This is a genomic window from uncultured Microscilla sp. (genome assembly GCF_947493425.1).
In the GTDB taxonomy this organism is placed as follows: Bacteria; Bacteroidota; Bacteroidia; order Cytophagales; family Microscillaceae; genus Microscilla.
Genome location: NZ_CANLRP010000009.1, coordinates 59,743 through 77,891, shown reverse-complemented (window position 1 = coordinate 77,891; position 18,149 = coordinate 59,743). Strand labels below are relative to the sequence as shown.

12 protein-coding genes are annotated in these 18,149 nt (G+C 41.1%); 7 read left to right on the top strand and 5 right to left on the bottom strand.

Annotation, left to right across the window (positions count from 1 at the left end; translation table 11 throughout):
* Positions 1 to 25 precede the first annotated feature (25 nt).
* The 4 genes from Q0954_RS04705 to Q0954_RS04690 are packed head-to-tail and all read right to left on the bottom strand — an operon-like array spanning position 26 to position 6,025.
* Complete coding sequence (locus Q0954_RS04705) at positions 26 to 679, bottom strand: TylF/MycF/NovP-related O-methyltransferase (RefSeq protein WP_299454309.1); 654 nt, start codon at positions 677 to 679, stop codon at positions 26 to 28.
* 50 nt (positions 680 to 729) lie between these two features.
* On the bottom strand, positions 730 to 1,533 hold the full coding sequence (locus Q0954_RS04700; RefSeq protein WP_299454306.1) for a methyltransferase domain-containing protein: 804 nt from the start codon (positions 1,531 to 1,533) through the stop codon (positions 730 to 732).
* A complete protein-coding gene (locus tag Q0954_RS04695; RefSeq protein ID WP_299454304.1) occupies positions 1,533 to 2,789 on the bottom strand; it encodes an ABC transporter ATP-binding protein in 1,257 nt (418 codons plus the stop codon). Before Q0954_RS04695 ends, Q0954_RS04700 begins: the two co-directional genes overlap by 1 nt.
* A 17-nt stretch (positions 2,790 to 2,806) precedes the next feature.
* A complete protein-coding gene (locus Q0954_RS04690; protein ID WP_299454301.1) occupies positions 2,807 to 6,025 on the bottom strand; it encodes a PKD domain-containing protein in 3,219 nt (1,072 codons plus the stop codon).
* A 245-nt stretch (positions 6,026 to 6,270) separates the two neighbouring features.
* Here Q0954_RS04690 and Q0954_RS04685 point away from each other — a divergent pair, with 245 nt between their 5' ends.
* The 3 genes from Q0954_RS04685 to Q0954_RS04675 all read left to right on the top strand — a co-directional run bounded on the left by Q0954_RS04685 (position 6,271) and on the right by Q0954_RS04675 (position 9,035).
* Positions 6,271 to 7,713: a DUF6056 family protein gene (locus Q0954_RS04685; protein ID WP_299454299.1), complete on the top strand. Its 1,443-nt coding sequence runs from the start codon at positions 6,271 to 6,273 to the stop codon at positions 7,711 to 7,713.
* A gap of 113 nt (positions 7,714 to 7,826) precedes the next feature.
* On the top strand, positions 7,827 to 8,495 hold the full coding sequence (locus tag Q0954_RS04680; protein ID WP_299454296.1) for a heme exporter protein CcmB: 669 nt from the start codon (positions 7,827 to 7,829) through the stop codon (positions 8,493 to 8,495).
* Between the two features lie 90 nt (positions 8,496 to 8,585).
* Positions 8,586 to 9,035 (top strand): hypothetical protein, encoded by a 450-nt coding sequence (locus Q0954_RS04675; RefSeq protein WP_299454293.1) that lies wholly within the window; start codon positions 8,586 to 8,588, stop codon positions 9,033 to 9,035.
* Positions 9,036 to 9,200: 165 nt separating this feature from the next.
* Here Q0954_RS04675 and recQ read toward each other — a convergent pair whose 3' ends face one another.
* Positions 9,201 to 11,339, bottom strand: a complete 2,139-nt coding sequence (recQ, locus tag Q0954_RS04670) for a DNA helicase RecQ (RefSeq protein WP_299454290.1) — start codon at positions 11,337 to 11,339, stop codon at positions 9,201 to 9,203.
* 678 nt (positions 11,340 to 12,017) lie between these two features.
* On the opposite strand from recQ, the gene Q0954_RS04665 reads away from it, so the two are divergent.
* The 4 genes from Q0954_RS04665 (at position 12,018) to thrC (ending at position 18,131) form a co-directional block, all read left to right on the top strand.
* Positions 12,018 to 12,584, top strand: coding sequence for a hypothetical protein (locus Q0954_RS04665; protein WP_299454288.1), 567 nt, complete (start codon positions 12,018 to 12,020; stop codon positions 12,582 to 12,584).
* Positions 12,585 to 13,145: 561 nt separating this feature from the next.
* Complete coding sequence (thrA, locus tag Q0954_RS04660; protein WP_299454286.1) at positions 13,146 to 15,641, top strand: bifunctional aspartate kinase/homoserine dehydrogenase I; 2,496 nt, start codon at positions 13,146 to 13,148, stop codon at positions 15,639 to 15,641.
* A gap of 4 nt (positions 15,642 to 15,645) precedes the next feature.
* The gene (locus tag Q0954_RS04655; RefSeq protein ID WP_299454284.1) at positions 15,646 to 16,578 is read left to right on the top strand and encodes a homoserine kinase; all 933 of its coding nucleotides are present in this window, start codon (positions 15,646 to 15,648) and stop codon (positions 16,576 to 16,578) included.
* Between the two features lie 215 nt (positions 16,579 to 16,793).
* Positions 16,794 to 18,131, top strand: coding sequence for a threonine synthase (gene thrC / locus Q0954_RS04650; RefSeq protein WP_299454282.1), 1,338 nt, complete (start codon positions 16,794 to 16,796; stop codon positions 18,129 to 18,131).
* The last annotated feature ends 18 nt before the right edge of the window (positions 18,132 to 18,149 follow it).

Sequence of the window (18,149 nt, the reverse complement as noted above, 5' to 3'; positions counted from 1 at the left end):
TTGAAAAAAATGCCTGGAGATCAATTTATTTTTTTATCCAGCACACCGAGTTATTATAAGTATAAAGCCTGGCAGTGGCGTTTCTTGCAGACAAAAAATCGTGCACAGCTCTGGCGCAACCATCCCAGGTATAATAGTCATCAAGAATAATGATGCCATCACTGATTACATAATCAAATAAATGTTCAAGGCAAAGCAAGGTAGAAGCATACCAATCGGCGTCAAGCCTTAATAAAGCAATGGGTTCTTTAGGGTACTGCACCAGTGTTTGATCAAACCACCCTTTATAAATATGGGCATTGACAATACCCGCCAACTCCATTGCTTTGGTCGCCTCCTCATAGTCAGCCTTACAATTGTTATGATAATGAGGGTTAGAAGGAGTCGCCTGCCATTTCAGGGCTCGAACACCATCTATAGGTTCTGCAGGAGGCAAACCTTCAAAGCTATCAAAAAGAAAGTATTCCCGCTGATGCCCCAATAACTTAGCCATTCCAGCAATCATTCCACCTTTCCAAACCCCGCATTCTACTATGGTCCCTTCAAAGTACCTGATCCTTTCGGCAAGTTCAAGGTTATTTAGGTAGGATTGTCGAGGCACCATTGTATATGTTTGGAAAGTCTGGTAAATATGCTGACGATACCACTTTTGTTTGGCAGCAAAAAAATGCTTGAGCATAAAAAGAAGGGTTCAGTTTTACAAATGACTAAAGATGAGCTTGGAACATTTTATTTTTTGTGCTTTACAAAGGGTAGCTTTCTCTTCACTCCCTTCATTAAGTTATTAAAAGCATTCTTAATACCAGTATTTTCTTGTTTAAGGTAGGTAATATGTTCTTTCAACAATGATATTTCTGCATTTTTATTCGCTATCATTTGTTCCCATATTTGTGGGTGTACCACATCCTGGAGCGTATCAAGGGAGCTTTGCTTTAAATGTTGCAGGTGTGCATTACGTTGCAGCCGTTCATTTTTTACAAACACCAACAGATTCTGTTTATACCAATGCTCTACCTGGTCATTTGCCCAAAGACGATGCTTAAGACAATTAACAGGAGTGAAATGTGCTTTGGCAAATACACTCACCCAATACGACGCCCATTGCTCGTTGACATGATGAATGCCCCCCTGATGAGGAATGGCTGCCGAAAAAACCACGACCTCTCCTAGCCCAGTCAATGACTGTACAAAGGTATTCGCTTGGCTGACAGGCAAATGCTCGGCAACTTCAAGACACATTACTAAGTCGTAGGATCGGTCTATTACCAGTGGTTGTTGCAAATCATGCGCAAGAAAATCCTTGGGATGAATCACCAAATGATTCAGGTCGATATACGCTGGGTTGTCTATTCCCAGTACCGAAGATACCCCTTCTTTTTGAAAAACAGATAGCCATACTCCCAACCCACAACCCACATCTACTACCGATTTGGGTTGAAACAATTGTATAAGCAGCGGTACCACTTGTTGAGCCGATGGCAACATGGCCAATAAAAGTGAGTCGGGGTAAGTAGCTTCGTTGTCAGTTTTCATCAAGCACAAGTGATGGTTAAATCGGGTTGATAGTAGTGATTAAAATACGTTTTGGGCAACACGCCTGACTTGTATACATCTGTGGGCACCAAACGAAAAGATAGCGCCTCTAAAATCACGTCGAATATATGCTGTTGATCTCCCAAATATAAATCCAACGAATAGTTACCATCGCCATAAAGCAATAACTGTGGTATAGTAATAGTAATGGTACCTTTTTGAGGATCTTTTGAAGAGAGTATAACTCCTTGTTGTTGGTTATTGACGCCTAATACCTCTTGGTTGAAGCTATCTTTGACCACAAAGCCGAAAATAAGCTGAACAAACGGTTTGTTATGCTCAAAGTGTACCTCACATTTAAAATGACAACCACTGTACATTTGGTCTGACACACGATGATCACAATACAACACCGCACTGATCATGCCTTGGCTATGAGTATAGGTTTTATTGGGGTGGTTGTACAATGATATATGGTCTGGGGCTACTTGAATGTGTGTTGATGATGACGAAGGAGAGTAAAGCATTTGTGCATAAAACTGTAGGCTTTTTTGAATGGTTCCTTCATACACCTGCTTGCCCTTGCCGAGCACCAGCCCCCGGTTGCACAATTGCGCCAATTGAGTTTGATTATGGCTACATATAATCACGCTTTTGCCCTGGCTAATATGTTGTTTGATGGACTGAATGCATTTTTTTTGAAAAGCTGCATCGCCCACTGCCAATATTTCGTCCAATACCAGTATATCAAAACGTAAGTGTATAGCTACCGTAAAAGCCAATCGCATATACATTCCGGACGAGTAGTGTTTTACGGGAGTATCAATAAATTGAGTAAGTTCAGCAAAGTCTATCATTTGATCAAGCTGTTGCTGTATATCACTCTTGGTCATTCCTAAAATCCCTCCATTCAAAAAAATATTCTCTCTGCCAGTCAAGTCAGGGTGAAATCCTGTACCTACCTCAAGCAAAGCATGAATACTGCCCCAAAAAGTGACCTGACCAGTGGTAGGAGGAGTAACTTGTGCCAGTATTTTGAGCAAGGTACTTTTTCCTGCACCATTTTTACCCAAAATACCCAATACCTCTCCTTGTTTTAAGTCAAAAGAGACGTCTTTTAACGCCCAAAAACTTTGAGATTGAACTTGTTTTTTAGAGGTAAAAAACTGTCTTAGGGTATCTTGAAGGGATGTTCTTTGATCATAAGATTTATAACATTTACTCACATTCTCTACACTTAGCACAACTTCGCTCATGGGTAAACAAGTTAAAACTATTTGATAAGCACTTTTTTTACAATTTTGGCATTCCCTCTAATAAAGACCAATGTATACAAACCAGAACCTAATTGGCTGGTAGAGTATCGGTAATTATTACGCCCGGCAATCAAGTTTAGCAGCTGTACCTCCCCCATTAACACCCCTTGACTACCAATTATTTGTAACCTTACTACATCGTTGTTTTGTTCCGAAGGTAAAAAATAGTCTATATTAATATAATCTACCGCAGGGTTAGGATTAATACCCAATATTTTAAATTGACTTTCATATTCCTGACACGCCACATTGTTAGTAGCTACAGCATCTGTGGTATCATTTACTTGTGATATAGAAGCGCAAAAAAATGGGCTGCTTGCCAACTCATCGGCTGACACGGGCAAAGGCACAATATAGTTGGTTTGCTCATTTGTATTCAACAGCCCTGTCCATATTGTTTCCTGGGTGGTATTACCAAAGTCTAATACAATTTTGAGTTTTGTTACAGGCACTTGTGCGTTATTCTTCAAGAACATAATACAGTTCCCCCCTTGCACCAGGGCATTGGTTACCTGTGCATCAAGGGTGTTTTTACAAAAACGATTATCAAGTGTTTTTGCATCTTGTCGAGCGTTTACATCTATAATATAAGCGCAAACCTGAGACACCATACTCCCTTGTCCAGTTTGTAAAGTAAACAGGTACTCGGTAGATTGCAAGGAGTTCAAAACACCACTCCATTGTCCAGTGAGTGTATCGGTGTTGTTGAGTATTAGCTGTAAATTAGACGAAATAATAGGGGTGTTGCCATTATTGGTAAGTTCTACAAATATGTTATCACCTTGTACTCTTACATTAGTCAAGGCAATCTCAGTCACAGTATTGGATGCTGAAACTATCACTTGTTTGGTTACAGGAATACTACAGCCATTGGCTCCATAGGCACTAAACGTAACAGTATAAATACCCGGCGTATCATATACATGCGCTACGTTGGCACCTGTACTGGTTTTACCATCCCCAAAATCCCACAAATAACTTAGTGCCCCACTGGTTTGATTGGTAAAACTCACCGACAAAGGAGCGTCACCTGTAGTAGTAGACATTTGCATACTGCTTTGCAACCCCTCTTGAAAACTAATGCTCTTTTTGAAAGTGTTGCTCACCCCCAAATTGGTTGTAACAGTCAAACTTACCTCATAAGTGGCTACAAAATCAAAGGTCACTGTGGGGGTCTTTTCGGTAGAGGTACCAGCCCCGCCAAAATTCCATTGATAGCTCACTATCTCACTCCCTACGTTGTCTTCTACTTTACTTGCATTCACAAACGTAAGTGGGGTTTTGGTACAGGCTTTTTGCGAAAGGTCAAAGTTCACCTCTGGCATTGCTCCTACAATAACACTTTTGGAAAAGAAAGAAGAACAGCCACCCGTTGTATCTGTTACTGTAAGGCTCACATTGTACACACCTGCTTTGGTATAGGTATGTGAAGGATTTTTATTGATAGAAAAAGTACCATCATCAAACAACCAGAGATAACTGGTTTTACTGCTTTCGTTTTGTACAACGCTGTTATTGGTAAAATTAATTGCTTGAGAAGCAGCCGGGTGGTTCCCCACCTGAAACTCCGCTTTGGGCATAGGCCTTATTTTAATAGTTTTCACCAAGGCATTATCACAAGTACCACTCACAGTTTTTGGGGTAAGTTTTACCTGATAAGTACCTGGTGCGGTATAAGTGTGCGAAGGGTTTTTGAGGGTAGAGACTGTTCCATCTCCAAAATCCCAATCCCAACTATTGACATCACTGTCAGACCCAATGCTTTGGTTTTGAAACACCGTGGTTTCACTTATACAAAGGTTGTTTGGAGTAAATTGTGGTATAATGCTCGCATCTATATTGGTACTATCTATATAATAACCCAATGATTGCATGTTTGCGTCGAACACCTCTAGTTCTGTAGAATATTTACTTGATAAGATATAACGATTAATTGGGTTAGTAATCGTAGCAGATTGCTCAACAGAGTTATTACAATTGGTGGGGTTATCAAGTTTAATTTTTATAAAAAAGGGTTCGATACCTATATTGCTGCTTTGGTTGGCTACATATAGATACCAGTCAGACTTATCTTTGTTTACACTAAAACCAAACGTTTCGCGGGTATTGGTTCTTGCCAATACATTAAACCCTCCCAGGTTTGTTATTGAAGCTTTTGGGTCAGATATTTTCTCGCCCAAGTCCAGTTTCAAAACTACATATAGGTTGGTGAGGATCAAGGCATAATAATGATTGCCTTCCCTTACTATTTCTACGTCAAACCCTGCCCCTACATTACCTGCTGTGGTTAGGTCGTTCCAGCCCTCAGTTTCGCTGTCTAATAACTTAATGGTAGGTGTATTGTTGATGGTAGCACCAAAACTTATGTAATTGATATTTACTGGTCCAGTAAAGGTAGGGCCAGTGGTTACCCCAATGCCATACCATTGATTGTCGTCTCCTTTGATCAGGTCAAACCCCCATACCCCATGGTCGCCTGCCCCTGTCTTTAATAAGTTGGCAGTAGCCGAGGTGGTAGGAGCGTTTGCCATAGAGTTGCCAAAATCAAATATCACCAGGTTTTTTTTCCAGTTGGCGGCTACCGCCACAAAGTTGCTCCCATCTTTTACCAAAGATAAATGGGTGGGGAAATCCAAATCAGCAGAATTGATGACGGTTGCCACGGGAGTGTTATTGCCTAGATCACTGCCAAAGTTTAGCCTGGTCAAAGTGTTATTACTAAAATTTACAATCAGCCCATACCAAGTGCCATTGTCATTGATAATATCCATGCCACAGGCTCCATTGAGTGATCCAGTAAAACCAGCAAGGTTGGTAATGACAGGGGTGTTATCGAGCGAGTTGCCATAAAAAGCCCTGGCAACGCCTGCGTTTCTAAAATCAGGCATAAAAGAGTACCAGTTGGTACCATCAAAGACTGTAGCAATGTCAAGTGGGCGGGTCACTCCATTAAGACCAGTAGCTATAATATTACCGCTGCCCGATGCCTCCACTAAATCGCCTGGGCAAAAGTCCCAGAAGTGACGGGCTGCGCCAGGGTTGGGCGAGGTAAAGGTAATGTCAGTGTTGGGGCAGGAATTGTCAGGAATATTAAAACCCTGAGCTAGTGTGAGTTGAGCATGGATAAGAAGCGTAAAACAGATGAATAAACTATAAAGCTTTTGAGAATGAATCATAAAAACAAACCTTTGAGAATAATATTTAATAGAATAGCAGGGTAACAAAATATATTTTTTGTTCAAATCTAAATACTTTGAACAGTACGACTCCAAGTAATTGATAGTTGAACTATAACTTATTAATTTTACGGTTTTGCATACAAACAGTTTGAGAATTTTGATGGTATTCGCGCTTTAAAAAGCACTAAGCCTACACCTTGTGTAACCAACAAGTCTATTTTTTACTAAAAAATCTACCCTTTGTGAAACTCCCCCTTTTGCCCCAAAACCTTAGCCCAAGGCAGAAAAAAAACGCCCAATACTGGATGCATCTATTACTTTTTGGCAGCAATCTGATTGGGTTAAGTTACATTTTTTTGGTTGCCTACTATAACAGACTGGCACTGGATGACTACTGCGAACTGTACATGTACCAACGCCATGGGTTTTTCACCGCAGTAAAAATATGGTATAACCAATGGACTGTCAGCGTAGCCCTCAAACCTATTACAGTGTTTTTTATTAATGCCTCCAAGTATATTCATTCCTTGTGGTTATACATCATACTACTCACCGCACTGTTTATTTGGGTATTTTACCGTTTTATCGACGCCATACAACAAGCACTCAATTTACAAAAGCAACCTTGGCTCAACCTTCAACTCTCTATTTTTATTTTTTGGGTACTGTTCAATAGTTTCTTTAATCCCAGTACTTACTTTTGGGTAACCGCTTCAGTAGGTTATTGCTTCACTTTGACCTGCTTTTTACAAATCATGACTTTTCTTTTGAGCTCTCCTAAACCTAAAATACTAAGCTACTTTTTTGCAGGCTTAAGTGCTTTATTTATTGGCAATGGCTCTATCAACCTGGCATTTACTTTATTGATGCTGCTAGGCTTGGCCATGCTTTTTCTATTGTTTGGGCACCCCTGGCAAGTAAACAAAAAACAACTGGTCAAAAAAGTATGCTTTACACTCGTAATCTGCCTCATAGGTCTGGCCATTACCTTGCTGGCACCCGGCGTATATGCACGCAAAGCCATGTTTCCAGAGATTGGCATTGCCGAGACTTTCCGTCGTTCTTTAGTGGCTATTCAGGTATTATCGGCACTTATTCAAGACAAACTTAAGTACTTTCTTATCCTGCTTCTTCCTATGGTCTATGTTGGCACCTTGTTTAGGTCATCCCGTACTCAAAACGATGCCAGAGTAACAGAATGGTTTTTGTTGGGTTTACCTTTATTGCTGATTATTATTTGGGCTGCCACCTTGCCCACCATATATGCCATAGGCAGTATAGGCCCCCTAAGGTCGCTTACTCACCTCAGCTTGTATATAGTGTGTTATGTAGTGAGCTTTGGCTTTTTGATAGGCTACCAGACTATGTTCTCTAAAAAACTGGCCTTTGTACTTGCCTGCAGTAGTTTTTTTTACCTTTGTGTGATTGGACTAAAAAAAATAAAAGACGATGTTCCACAAGTAGCCCGCTACGCCAAAAGCTACGACCAAAGGCTGCAATACTTACAACAACTCAAAGCCAAAGGACATACCCAAAAAGTAGTACTTCCGCCTTTAGCCTTGCCTAACTACAACATCATTGTTACCCACGAATTATCTAAGTCGCCCGATTATTGGGTAAATGGCTGTATGCAAGATGCTTTACAGCTAAAATTTAAGGTAGCAGAAGACCAAAACCTAAAATAACCTTGGCATCTGTTTGCCACTTCTGGTCAGAAATCATAAGTTTACACCTGTTTTTGGCTAACTGCCTGTATACAAAAACAACTCATTGATTATCAGCACTCGACAATTAATAGATGCTACTTAGAGAAATACAAATACTTGTAAAAAAGGAAGCCTTACTGGAGTGGCGGGAACGCTACGCTCTTAATGGCTTATTGTTATACATTGTAAGTACAGTCATGATCACCTACTTGAGCTTTAATCTCAAACAAGCTGTACTCTCCCCTCCTACCTGGAACACCCTCTTTTGGATCATTCTTTTGTTCACGGCAATCAATGCAGTAGCCAAAAGTTTTATGCAAGAACGTCAAGGCAGACTCCTTTATTATTACACCCTGGTCAGTCCACAAGGCATTATTTTATCCAAAATCATTTATAATAGTTTGTTAATGTTGGTCATTGCCCTCATCGGCTTTGCTACCTATGCCTTGGTATTGGGCAACCCTGTGCAAGACCCTGGGTTGTTTATTTTTAATATGTTATTAGGAGGCATTGGATTTTCGTCTACACTTACCATGGTATCAAGCATTGCTGCCAAAGCCAATAACAATGCTACTTTGATGGCCATATTGAGTTTTCCAGTGATATTGCCCATGTTGTTGATGTTGATCAAAACTTCTAAAAATGCGATGGATGGCTTGGCAAGAAGCGCCAGTTTTGACGAAATACTTACCCTTATAGCCATCAACATGATTGTAGCCACAGTGTCTTTTATCTTGTTTCCGTATTTGTGGAGGGGTTAAATAATCACCCGCCTCATATTTGCAATAGGATATTTGAAAACTAAAAATTATCTTGCTAACTTCATAAAGACATAAACCATTACAAATACAATGGCAGTAAATAAAGCATCAGAAGAATTAATTTACGATCGTGCCAAGCATCATTTTATGGGTAAATTCCCTAATATTTTACCTATAGAGCAAGCTTATGTCCATATCGGCATGTTTTTGGGTTGGATACTGGAACACAACATGTACAGTGAGTTGTTTGAAGACGAAGCAGGGCACCAAATCATCCGTTTCAAAGAACGCGAAATTACTGCCTCTATATTAAGCGCTATGTGGGATGGTTATTTAGGTGAAGATTTGTTTAATAACGAAGGAAACGAGTTTTCAAAAAGCTATTACCAATCGGGAACATACAAAAAAGACTACGAAGAACTATTGGCTTCGAGTCTGCCCTCTTTTTATCACGTAGAAGATACCTGGGAAAACTACCACAAAATAGCTGAGCGAATCACTGAACGTTATGACAAGTGGAAGTCTTCGCCTGAAACTTAGTACACTGTAAACTAAATATCTTATGCTTTTTTCGGCTTCCTTTGCTCCCTGACTTCTTATCAAAAACATCGCGTATCTTTGCTATGCTCAATTTTTGATCATCGTCAGAAACCAAATGAATCTCGAACCAAACAACAACTTATTTAAGTTACAATGTACTTAGCCTTACTCTACTTCCTGCATTTTCTGGTAAACTGCCCAAGCTATTTTAAGTTTGAAAGGATCGTACTCACCCTCAAAATGAGCGATAATCTCCTCTGGCTTTACCTCGCTCCCCTTGAGCCTTACTGTCGACAAAATTTGGTCGAGTTCTTGCCTACTGATAAACTTCAATAACTCTACCTCGTACCCCAGTTCATACAATTGTACCAAATGCTCATAAATATCTGCCAGAGGTAAATTTTGCTCTTTAGCAATGTCTTCAGGGTTGAGGTCTTGCTCATAAAATTTGTACGTAATCAAATACAACGCCCCTTCTACCTGTTCACCATTATGGTACTGTTCTATCAAAAACTCACGAATGAGTTTCAGAAAGTCTCTGCCAAACTGCTCCGCTTTTAGAGGAGTTACTCCCGAAATCATTTCCATATTGACAAGTGTCGTGGGGCGCCCTTTGGCAAGTTCGCTCAATGTATAATCGTTGAACACCTCTTTGGCAGGTACATCGTGGGCAGTGGCTACTTCTTGCCTTAAAATACGTAGCTTTTCAAACAACTCTTCGTACAGCATCTCACCCTTACTGCGGGGTTGGTCACCTTTGCGGCTAAAATCAAACTCAGGCAACGCCAGCTCCACTATGTAGTCTTCATACAACACCTTAGCACTCAGAGCTCCCCGTTTCAACACAAAATTGTCATCATAGGCTATGTCAAAAATACCTAGATTAATCATTTGTTGTAAATAATCTTTCCATTCGGGATAACTGACATTTGCCGCCGAGCCAAAGGTTTTTATTTCATCGTAGCCCTGTTCGGCAATCAAGGCAGTTTTATTGCCTCGCAACACATCAATCAAAGTAGGCATTTGCACCGCTTCTTTGAGCCTGATACACGCTGACAATGCTTTTTTTGCTAATAATGTGGCGTCAAACCTGCTGCGAGGCTTGCGACATACATCGCAATTGCCACAATCTTCATGAACCGCTTCTCCAAAGTAATTCAATAAAATTCTACGTCGGCAAATGCTTGCCTCGGCATATTGCTGCATGCGGGCAAGTTTGGCCATTTTTAGTTGATTGTTATCCAGCTCCTGGTTGGTTTTGCTCTCAGCAATTAAGGTACGCCAGTGAATCACGTCTTTGAAAGAGTAAAACAGGATTACGTCGCTGATCTCTTGATCACGCCCGGCACGCCCAATTTCTTGGTAATAGCTCTCCAGGTTGCGCGGCATGTTGTAATGAATAACAAAGCGCACATTGTTTTTATGAATGCCCATACCAAAAGCCACTGTAGCGCATACAATACGTACCTCATCATTGAGAAAACCATGTTGTACCCGACTTCGTTCTTTGCTATTGAGTCCGGCGTGGTAACAACGCGCGGAAAAGCCTACCTCCTCCAACTTTTCACTTACCTCTTCAGTTTCTTGCCGGGTAAGGCAATAAATTAACCCTGTTTGGTTGGGGCGGCTGTTCAAAAACCGGATAATGCGCTCTATTCTGTGAAAACCAGTAGTCACATTCATCCGAATATTAGGACGGTCAAATGATGCCGTAAACAGTTCATAGTCAGCAAGCTGCAATTGGTTTATAATGTCTTGCCGGGTAATGGTATCAGCAGTGGCGGTAAGTGCCACAATGGGCTTGGTAGGAAAAAACTCTTTGATTTTACTTAGTTTACTATATTCGGGGCGAAAGTCATGCCCCCAGGTAGAAATGCAATGTGCTTCGTCAATGGCAAACATACTGACCTGAATGATTTTAAGAAAGTTGAGAAAAGTCTCTGAGGTGAGCTTTTCGGGGGAAACGTAAAGTAACTTGATTTCTTTATTAAAACACTTGTTCTCAATCAACTCTTGTGCTTCATTACTCTGGGTACTGTTGAGGTAAGCCGCCGGAATATTGTATTGGGCAAGGGCTGCCACTTGGTTTTTCATTAAGGCAATCAAGGGAGACACTACTACACAAAGCCCGTTGAACATTAGTGCAGGTACTTGATAACAGAGTGATTTCCCTCCTCCGGTAGGCATCAGGGCAAGTACATCTTTGCCTTCCAGAATAGCGTTGATAATTTCTTTTTGCAAAGGACGAAATCGGGAATACCCAAAATAGTCCTTAAGTATTTTTTCTGATTCCTGAACAAGCATTAGTTAGTCAATTGGTTTGTTAAAATTACAAACTTTTGCTAATAAAAACAATACAAAAATGCTAAAATATACTATCTATCAAGGGGTTATGCTATTTTAATGGGCAATAATTTTCTCAATGGTGAAGCTGTTCAAAAATGGTTTGATTACTTGACGGTTTGATGGTTCTTTAACAAAAAACAAGCAGGTTTTCAAAGGCAATTAAAGCCTAAAAAACATAATTTAAGGTTGTTGGTATGAAGGCACTCGCTAGATCAACAAGCCTGACTATTCTGATTCAGGACGAAATACTTGCTAATCCTGAGGCCTTTCAACAATAAGTTGTGTTTAAAGTCTTTAGGTTGCCATTGCCCAGGTCACCCTGCGGTAAGATCTGAGCAAGAGGTAAAATGACCTTACCTGTACCGTTGTAGACAATTTAACTCTAAAAACAACCTCCAAGTATTGGTCTTAAGGCTTTAGCCAGACCAATGCCCAACCCTAAAATCCATACACAAGTTGGTTTTCAAAATATGGGGTCAGCAGGGCTCAGGTCACCCTGCGGTAAGACCTGAGCAAGAGGTAATTGTTTGAGTTGAAGTGGCTTGGATAAGCGCGGAAAAAGAGGTTAACAACTAAAAATTTGAGGCAACACACGCCAACCAAAAACTTCGGATAACCATCTCCGTACATGCCCACATGAGCTACCAAACCGAAATAGATTTTGCCCTCAAAGTATTGCAGGATGCAGAGGACAATGGTTTTGATGAAGAGAAAATGCAAGCAATCGTACAACAAAACGCTGATTATATGCGGGTGTTTTTACCACAACCTCACACGCTCGCTCATATTTGTCGCCTTGCTCAAAATGCTTTATATGGCTTAGACAGAACTATAGCTATAGAAAAGTCTATTATTGCCAGAGAGAAACATTACGAAGAATTAAATCAACAGTTGGAAAAATTATTGGCTGGCAAGCTTTGGTTTTTCCAGAAAAAGAAGAAACAAAAAATACAAGATCTTCAAACATTGCTAGCTGACCTTCAACAAGAAATATATCAATGCATGGAAGAAGTTCAATCACCTTCAGCTGCACCTTGGGAACGAGATAGAATAGAGCTTTGCCATGTATTTAGTCAGCTTTTGTGCCCTCCTACCCTTGGCAATACCGAAGAGTTTGAACAAATATTGTGTAGCGAAATTCATCGGTTTTATGGGCAAAAAGCCAAATACTTTGAGTCCTTATATAACAATACTCCGCAGTGATTTTAGTCAAAGTTGTGTGCTGTTTATCAGTCATTTATGAATTTAAAAACTATTTAATTGGGTGTTTAGGCATAAAACCGAAACACTTTTAAAAATAAAGTGAGTATACAATCTCAATATAAAATACTGGTTTACAGCATTTAACAAGGTGAACATTTACTCGAATCAGCTATGGACTATCGACTAAATACTATGGACTATTGATATAATTGATTCATAAAATAACACCTTCAGCAAACTTTATTTGGCTTTTATAATCATTACTGATACAATATTAACCTTTCATTCATTCACTCCTAATGAGCAAATGTTGCGCTTTGTTTAACAGCAAAACCCTTATCATATAACACAATCAGGATAAAGTTATACTCTACGGCTAAACCTTACCAGATTATTGTCCTACCTACCTTTCTTTTGTGCAACTCTTTTGTGCTCTATATTTTTTTTATCATTTTTAGCCTCTTTCAAAAAAGTAATTCAATTATCAATTATCAATAAAATACAATGGTGTTTCACACAGGCTATGTGGAAGCATCGCTATTTGAAAATCACTAAAATGCAATGAAAGTTTTAAAATTCGGAGGTACTTCGGTGGGTTCACCTGAGAGTATCAAAAGTGTAAAAGACATTGTGCGCCAATACCAAGAGGGCGGACAAAAAATCGCAGTAGTTGTTTCCGCTCTCAAAGGAACAACGAATGCCTTGGTAGAAATGGGGCAAAAAGCCCGCTTGAACGACACGACCTACCAAACGATTTTAACAAACACTGAAAACCATCACTACGATACCATCCGAACGCTTATTCCTGTGGCAGTACAAAGCAAACTTTTGTCAAGCGTAAAGGTGCTGTTCAACGAAATAGGTGAGCTGTTACAAGGAATTTCATTGCTTCGCGAGTGTTCACCCCGCACCTTGGACATGCTACTAAGTTTTGGCGAGCGCCTGTCGTCCTTAGTTGTAAGCGAATACCTCAAAATAGAGGGTATCCAGGCAGTACAGGTAGATGCCCGACAACTCATAGAAACCAACGACCAATACAACAAGGCAAGGGTAAACATTGAAGCAACCAACCAAAAAATACGTCACTATTTTGATGCCTTCAATGGAGTGGCAGTAGTTACTGGGTTTATAGCAGCTACTGCTCAGGGTGATACTACTACCTTGGGGCGAGGTGGCTCTGACTATACGGCGGCTATTTTAGGGGCTGCACTGTATGCTAAAGAGATAGAAATATGGACAGATGTAGACGGCATGATGACTGCCGACCCACGGGTAGTGAAGCGGGCTTTTTCGCTAGAGCACTTGTCTTACGAAGAGGCCATGGAATTATCACACTTTGGGGCAAAAATCATTTACCCTCCTACCCTACAACCTGCTATTTCTCAAAATATTCCATTAAGAATAAAAAACACTTTTAATCCTGATTTTGCTGGCACCCTCATTGGTCAAACGAGTGCTCAAGGGCAGTTTCCGGTCAAAGGAATCTCGTCTATCGAACACATTGCTTTATTGCGAGTAAGTGGCAGTGGCATGGTAGGGGTACCTGGAGTATCGTCGCGTATCTTTGGAGCATTGGCCCAGCACCAGATCAATATAGTATTGATTAGCCAGGCTTCGTCTGAACATTCTATTTGTTTTGCGGTAGCTCCTGAAGACGCTAAAGAAGCTAAAGAGGTTATAGAAGAAGCTTTTTCACTTGAAATTCAAGCCAAAAAAGTGAATAAAGTTTCTATAGAGCAAGACTTGTCAGTAGTGGCAATTATAGGCGAGCACATGCGCCGTATGCCAGGTATTTCGGGCAACTTGTTTACGGCATTGGGCAACAACGGCATCAATGTGGTGGCTATAGCGCAGGGCTCGTCTGAACTAAACGTATCTACGGTCATTGCCACCAAAGATTTGGCGAAAGCCCTCAATGCTTTGCACGAAGCTTTCTTTTTATCGAACACCAAAACCATTCATATATTTATGTTAGGGGCTGGTTTGATCGGCAATACATTGCTGCACCAATTACACCAACAAAAAGGGTATTTGTTGCAAGAGCAAGGCATCAATATTAACCTGGTAGCACTTGCCAATTCTAAAAAAATGCGCTTTGATGAAAATGGGCTGGATATTTCACTGAGCAAAGATGAGCTATTAGCCACCGGCGAAACATCTGACACGCAAGCTTATATCAATAAAATGAAAGCGCTCAACCTACCCAACAGTATTTTTGTAGATTGTACCGCGGCTCACATTGCCATTGACTACTACGAAGACATTCTCAAATCCAGTATATCAATTGCTACACCTAACAAGCTTGCCAACTCAGCCAACTACCTTACTTACCAAAGGTTGAAGCAAGCGGCTTTGTTGCACGGGGTCAAGTTTTTGTACGAAACCAATGTAGGGGCTGGGCTTCCGGTAATCAATACCCTGAATGACCTACAAAACAGTGGGGATAAAATACATAAAATAGAAGGGGTATTGTCAGGTACACTTTCTTATATCTTCAACAATTTTGACGGAAGTACCCCATTTAGTGAAATAGTAAAAGACGCTAAAAATAAGGGATTGACTGAACCTGACCCCCGTGATGATCTCAACGGACAAGATGTGGCACGTAAGATTCTGATTCTTGCCCGTGAAGTAGGTTGGGCACTTGAGCCAGACCAGGTACAAGTAGAAAACATTTTGCCACAAAGTTGTCTGGATGCGGCTTCGGTCGAACAGTTTTTTGACGCGCTGGAGCAAGCAAATGGAGTTTTTCAGGAAAGGGTGGAACAAGCAGCCAAGGAAGGTAAAAAATTACGTCTGGTGGCGGTGCTGGAAAATGGTGAAGCCAAAGTAAAACTGGAGGCAGTAGATAGTGCCCACCCTTTTTATACTTTACGTGGCAGCGATAATATGATTGCTTTTACTTCGCAACGTTATCAAAATCAACCTTTGGTCATTAGAGGACCAGGCGCAGGAGCCGATGTAACGGCTGCGGGAGTGTTTGCCGAAATCATAAGCGTGCGTCATTATTTGGGGCAAAGCAGCTATAAGTTTAACTTAAGCGTGAACAAAGTATAAGGTGATGGGAAAGAAAATCAAAGTATTTGCTCCGGCTACGGTGGCCAATGTAGCCTGTGGCTACGATGTATTGGGCTTTGCCATTGACAGCCCTGGCGATGAAGTAGTAGTAGAGCTAAAGGACGAACCGGGAGTAGAGATTGTGGCAATTACTGGAGACGGCGGTAAACTGCCTACTGATACTGCCTCAAACACCGCTGGCGTGGCTATGCAACAGTTGATCAAAAAAACTGATTATGAAGGGGGTGCCAAAGTTTGGCTTCACAAAAAAATGCCTTTAGGCAGTGGATTGGGCTCTAGTGCGGCAAGTTCAGCTGCAGGAGCTTTTGCCATGAACGAACTCTTGGACAAACCGTTTACCTCCGCCGAACTGGTTCCTTTTGCTATGGAAGGGGAACGGCTTGCCTGTGGAGCTGCTCACGCCGACAATGTGGCTCCTGCCCTTATGGGTGGTTTTGTGCTCATCAGAAGTTATGCTCCGTTAGACATTGTTCCTATAGATACCCCAGAAAGTTTGTATTGTACTGTGATACACCCACAAATAGAGGTGGCTACCAAGGATGCCCGACAGATTTTGAAAAAGGACATTCCTTTGACCGATGCAGTGACACAATGGGGAAATGTAGCAGGCTTAATTGCAGGCTTGTACCGCAAAGACTATGGACTGATTAGTCGCTCGCTGCAGGATGTCGTGATAGAACCCGTGCGTTCATTATTGATTCCTTCTTTTGGCGAAATAAAAGCGGCTTCGCTCAAAGCCGGAGCGTTGGGTTGTGGTATTTCAGGATCAGGGCCTTCTATTTTTTCGCTTTGCCAGCATAAAGAGATAGCACTTGAAATAGCCCATATTCAGGCAAAGATTTTTGCTGATATGGGAGTCACAAGCGAAACCTATACTTCGGTAATTAATCAAAACGGTCCAATAGTAATTAAGTAACAAATTAAAAGTCCCAGTAGAGGCAAGCGACAAGTCAAAAGTCCTTAGATACCGATGAATATCGGTGTGTACCCTGTTTTGAAGGTAGCTAATAAATTAACTTCGTTGAGTTCGCAAGCTCGATTCATTAATTGTTAGTTTAAAAGCCACAGATAAAGACTTGTGGCTTGTTGCTCATCTCTTATAGCTTTTTTCACCTCAAAGAATTTTCAAAAATGCAATTATATAGTACTCAAAAACAAAGCAAGGAAGTAAGCTTTCAACAAGCGATCTTTCAGGGGCTTCCGCCCGATAATGGTTTATATGTACCCAAGCAGGTGCCCACCCTGCCTACTGGTTTTTTCGACAACATCGAATCGTTGTCTTTGCCAGAAATAGCCATTGAGGTAAGCAAAGCCCTGTTAGGCGATGAAATACCTGAAGCTGACCTTGAGCGTTGTGTACGCACAGCAATCAATTTTGACGCTCCTGTCAAGAAGTTAGACGAGCGGGTATATGTACAAGAGCTTTTTCACGGACCTACGCTTGCCTTCAAAGATTTTGGGGCACGTTTTATGGCACAACTGATGGGCTATTGGCAAACCAAACAAGCCGCTGATGCTTCAGCTACTCAAACACAGGATATTCATATTTTGGTAGCCACTTCGGGCGATACTGGCGGAGCGGTAGCCCAGGGCTTTTATCAAGTACCTGGTATCAAGGTGGTGGTACTTTACCCAGCGGGCAAGGTGAGCCCTATTCAGGAAAAGCAGTTTAGCACGCTGGGCGAAAACGTGACCGCGATTGCCATTGATGGTACTTTCGACGATTGTCAGAAACTAGTCAAGCAAGCTTTTCTCAATGATGAGCTTAGAAGCCAACTACCACTATCATCGGCTAACTCTATCAACATCAGCCGATTAATACCTCAATCATTTTATTATTTTTATGCTTATGCACAACTCAAGCATTTGGGCAAAAAACTAGTATTTACTGTACCTAGTGGCAACTTAGGCAATCTGTGTGGAGGCTTACTTGCTCAGCAAATGGGTTTGCCCATACACAGCTTTGTTTCAGCAACTAATAAGAACAATGTATTTCCTCAGTTTTTGCAAAGTGGCGAGTTTACTCCTCACCCGTCATTTGCTACCATTTCTAACGCGATGGATGTGGGCAACCCAAGTAATTTTGTCCGGATCAAAGAGTGGTTAGGTGATGATTATCAAGCATTTGAGGGGAAAATTACCGGAAAGTATTACAGCGATGAGGAAACCAAAGAAACCATCAGAAAGGTATTTGCGCATAGCCAATATGTGCTAGACCCTCATAGTGCCATTGGCTATCGTGCTACTCAAGAGTATCTTGCCAACAAAGGAGATGATATAGTAGGTGTGTTTTTGTCTACTGCCCACCCCGCTAAATTTCTGGAGGTAGTAGAACAAGCCATTGACCAGAAGTTGCCCATACCCGAAAAATTGCAGGAAGTAATGGATAACCCCAATAAAAACCTGACAATGTCTAACAGCTTTGAGGAGTTTAAAGCATACTTGATGAAAGCGTTTGTAGAAGCATAAAATCAACCTAAGACCAAG

Bases quoted from the DNA above. Each gene is read 5' to 3' on its own strand.
- thrC (WP_299454282.1), top strand. From the start codon at position 16,794: ATGCAATTATATAGTACTCAAAAACAAAGCAAGGAAGTAAGCTTTCAA.
- Q0954_RS04665 (WP_299454288.1), top strand. From the start codon at position 12,018: ATGAGCTACCAAACCGAAATAGATTTTGCCCTCAAAGTATTGCAGGAT.
- thrA (WP_299454286.1), top strand. From the start codon at position 13,146: ATGAAAGTTTTAAAATTCGGAGGTACTTCGGTGGGTTCACCTGAGAGT.
- recQ (WP_299454290.1), bottom strand. From the start codon at position 11,339: ATGCTTGTTCAGGAATCAGAAAAAATACTTAAGGACTATTTTGGGTAT.
- Q0954_RS04705 (WP_299454309.1), bottom strand. From the start codon at position 679: ATGCTCAAGCATTTTTTTGCTGCCAAACAAAAGTGGTATCGTCAGCAT.
- Q0954_RS04700 (WP_299454306.1), bottom strand. From the start codon at position 1,533: ATGAAAACTGACAACGAAGCTACTTACCCCGACTCACTTTTATTGGCC.
- Q0954_RS04655 (WP_299454284.1), top strand. From the start codon at position 15,646: ATGGGAAAGAAAATCAAAGTATTTGCTCCGGCTACGGTGGCCAATGTA.
- Q0954_RS04675 (WP_299454293.1), top strand. From the start codon at position 8,586: ATGGCAGTAAATAAAGCATCAGAAGAATTAATTTACGATCGTGCCAAG.
- Q0954_RS04680 (WP_299454296.1), top strand. From the start codon at position 7,827: ATGCTACTTAGAGAAATACAAATACTTGTAAAAAAGGAAGCCTTACTG.
- Q0954_RS04695 (WP_299454304.1), bottom strand. From the start codon at position 2,789: ATGAGCGAAGTTGTGCTAAGTGTAGAGAATGTGAGTAAATGTTATAAA.
- Q0954_RS04690 (WP_299454301.1), bottom strand. From the start codon at position 6,025: ATGATTCATTCTCAAAAGCTTTATAGTTTATTCATCTGTTTTACGCTT.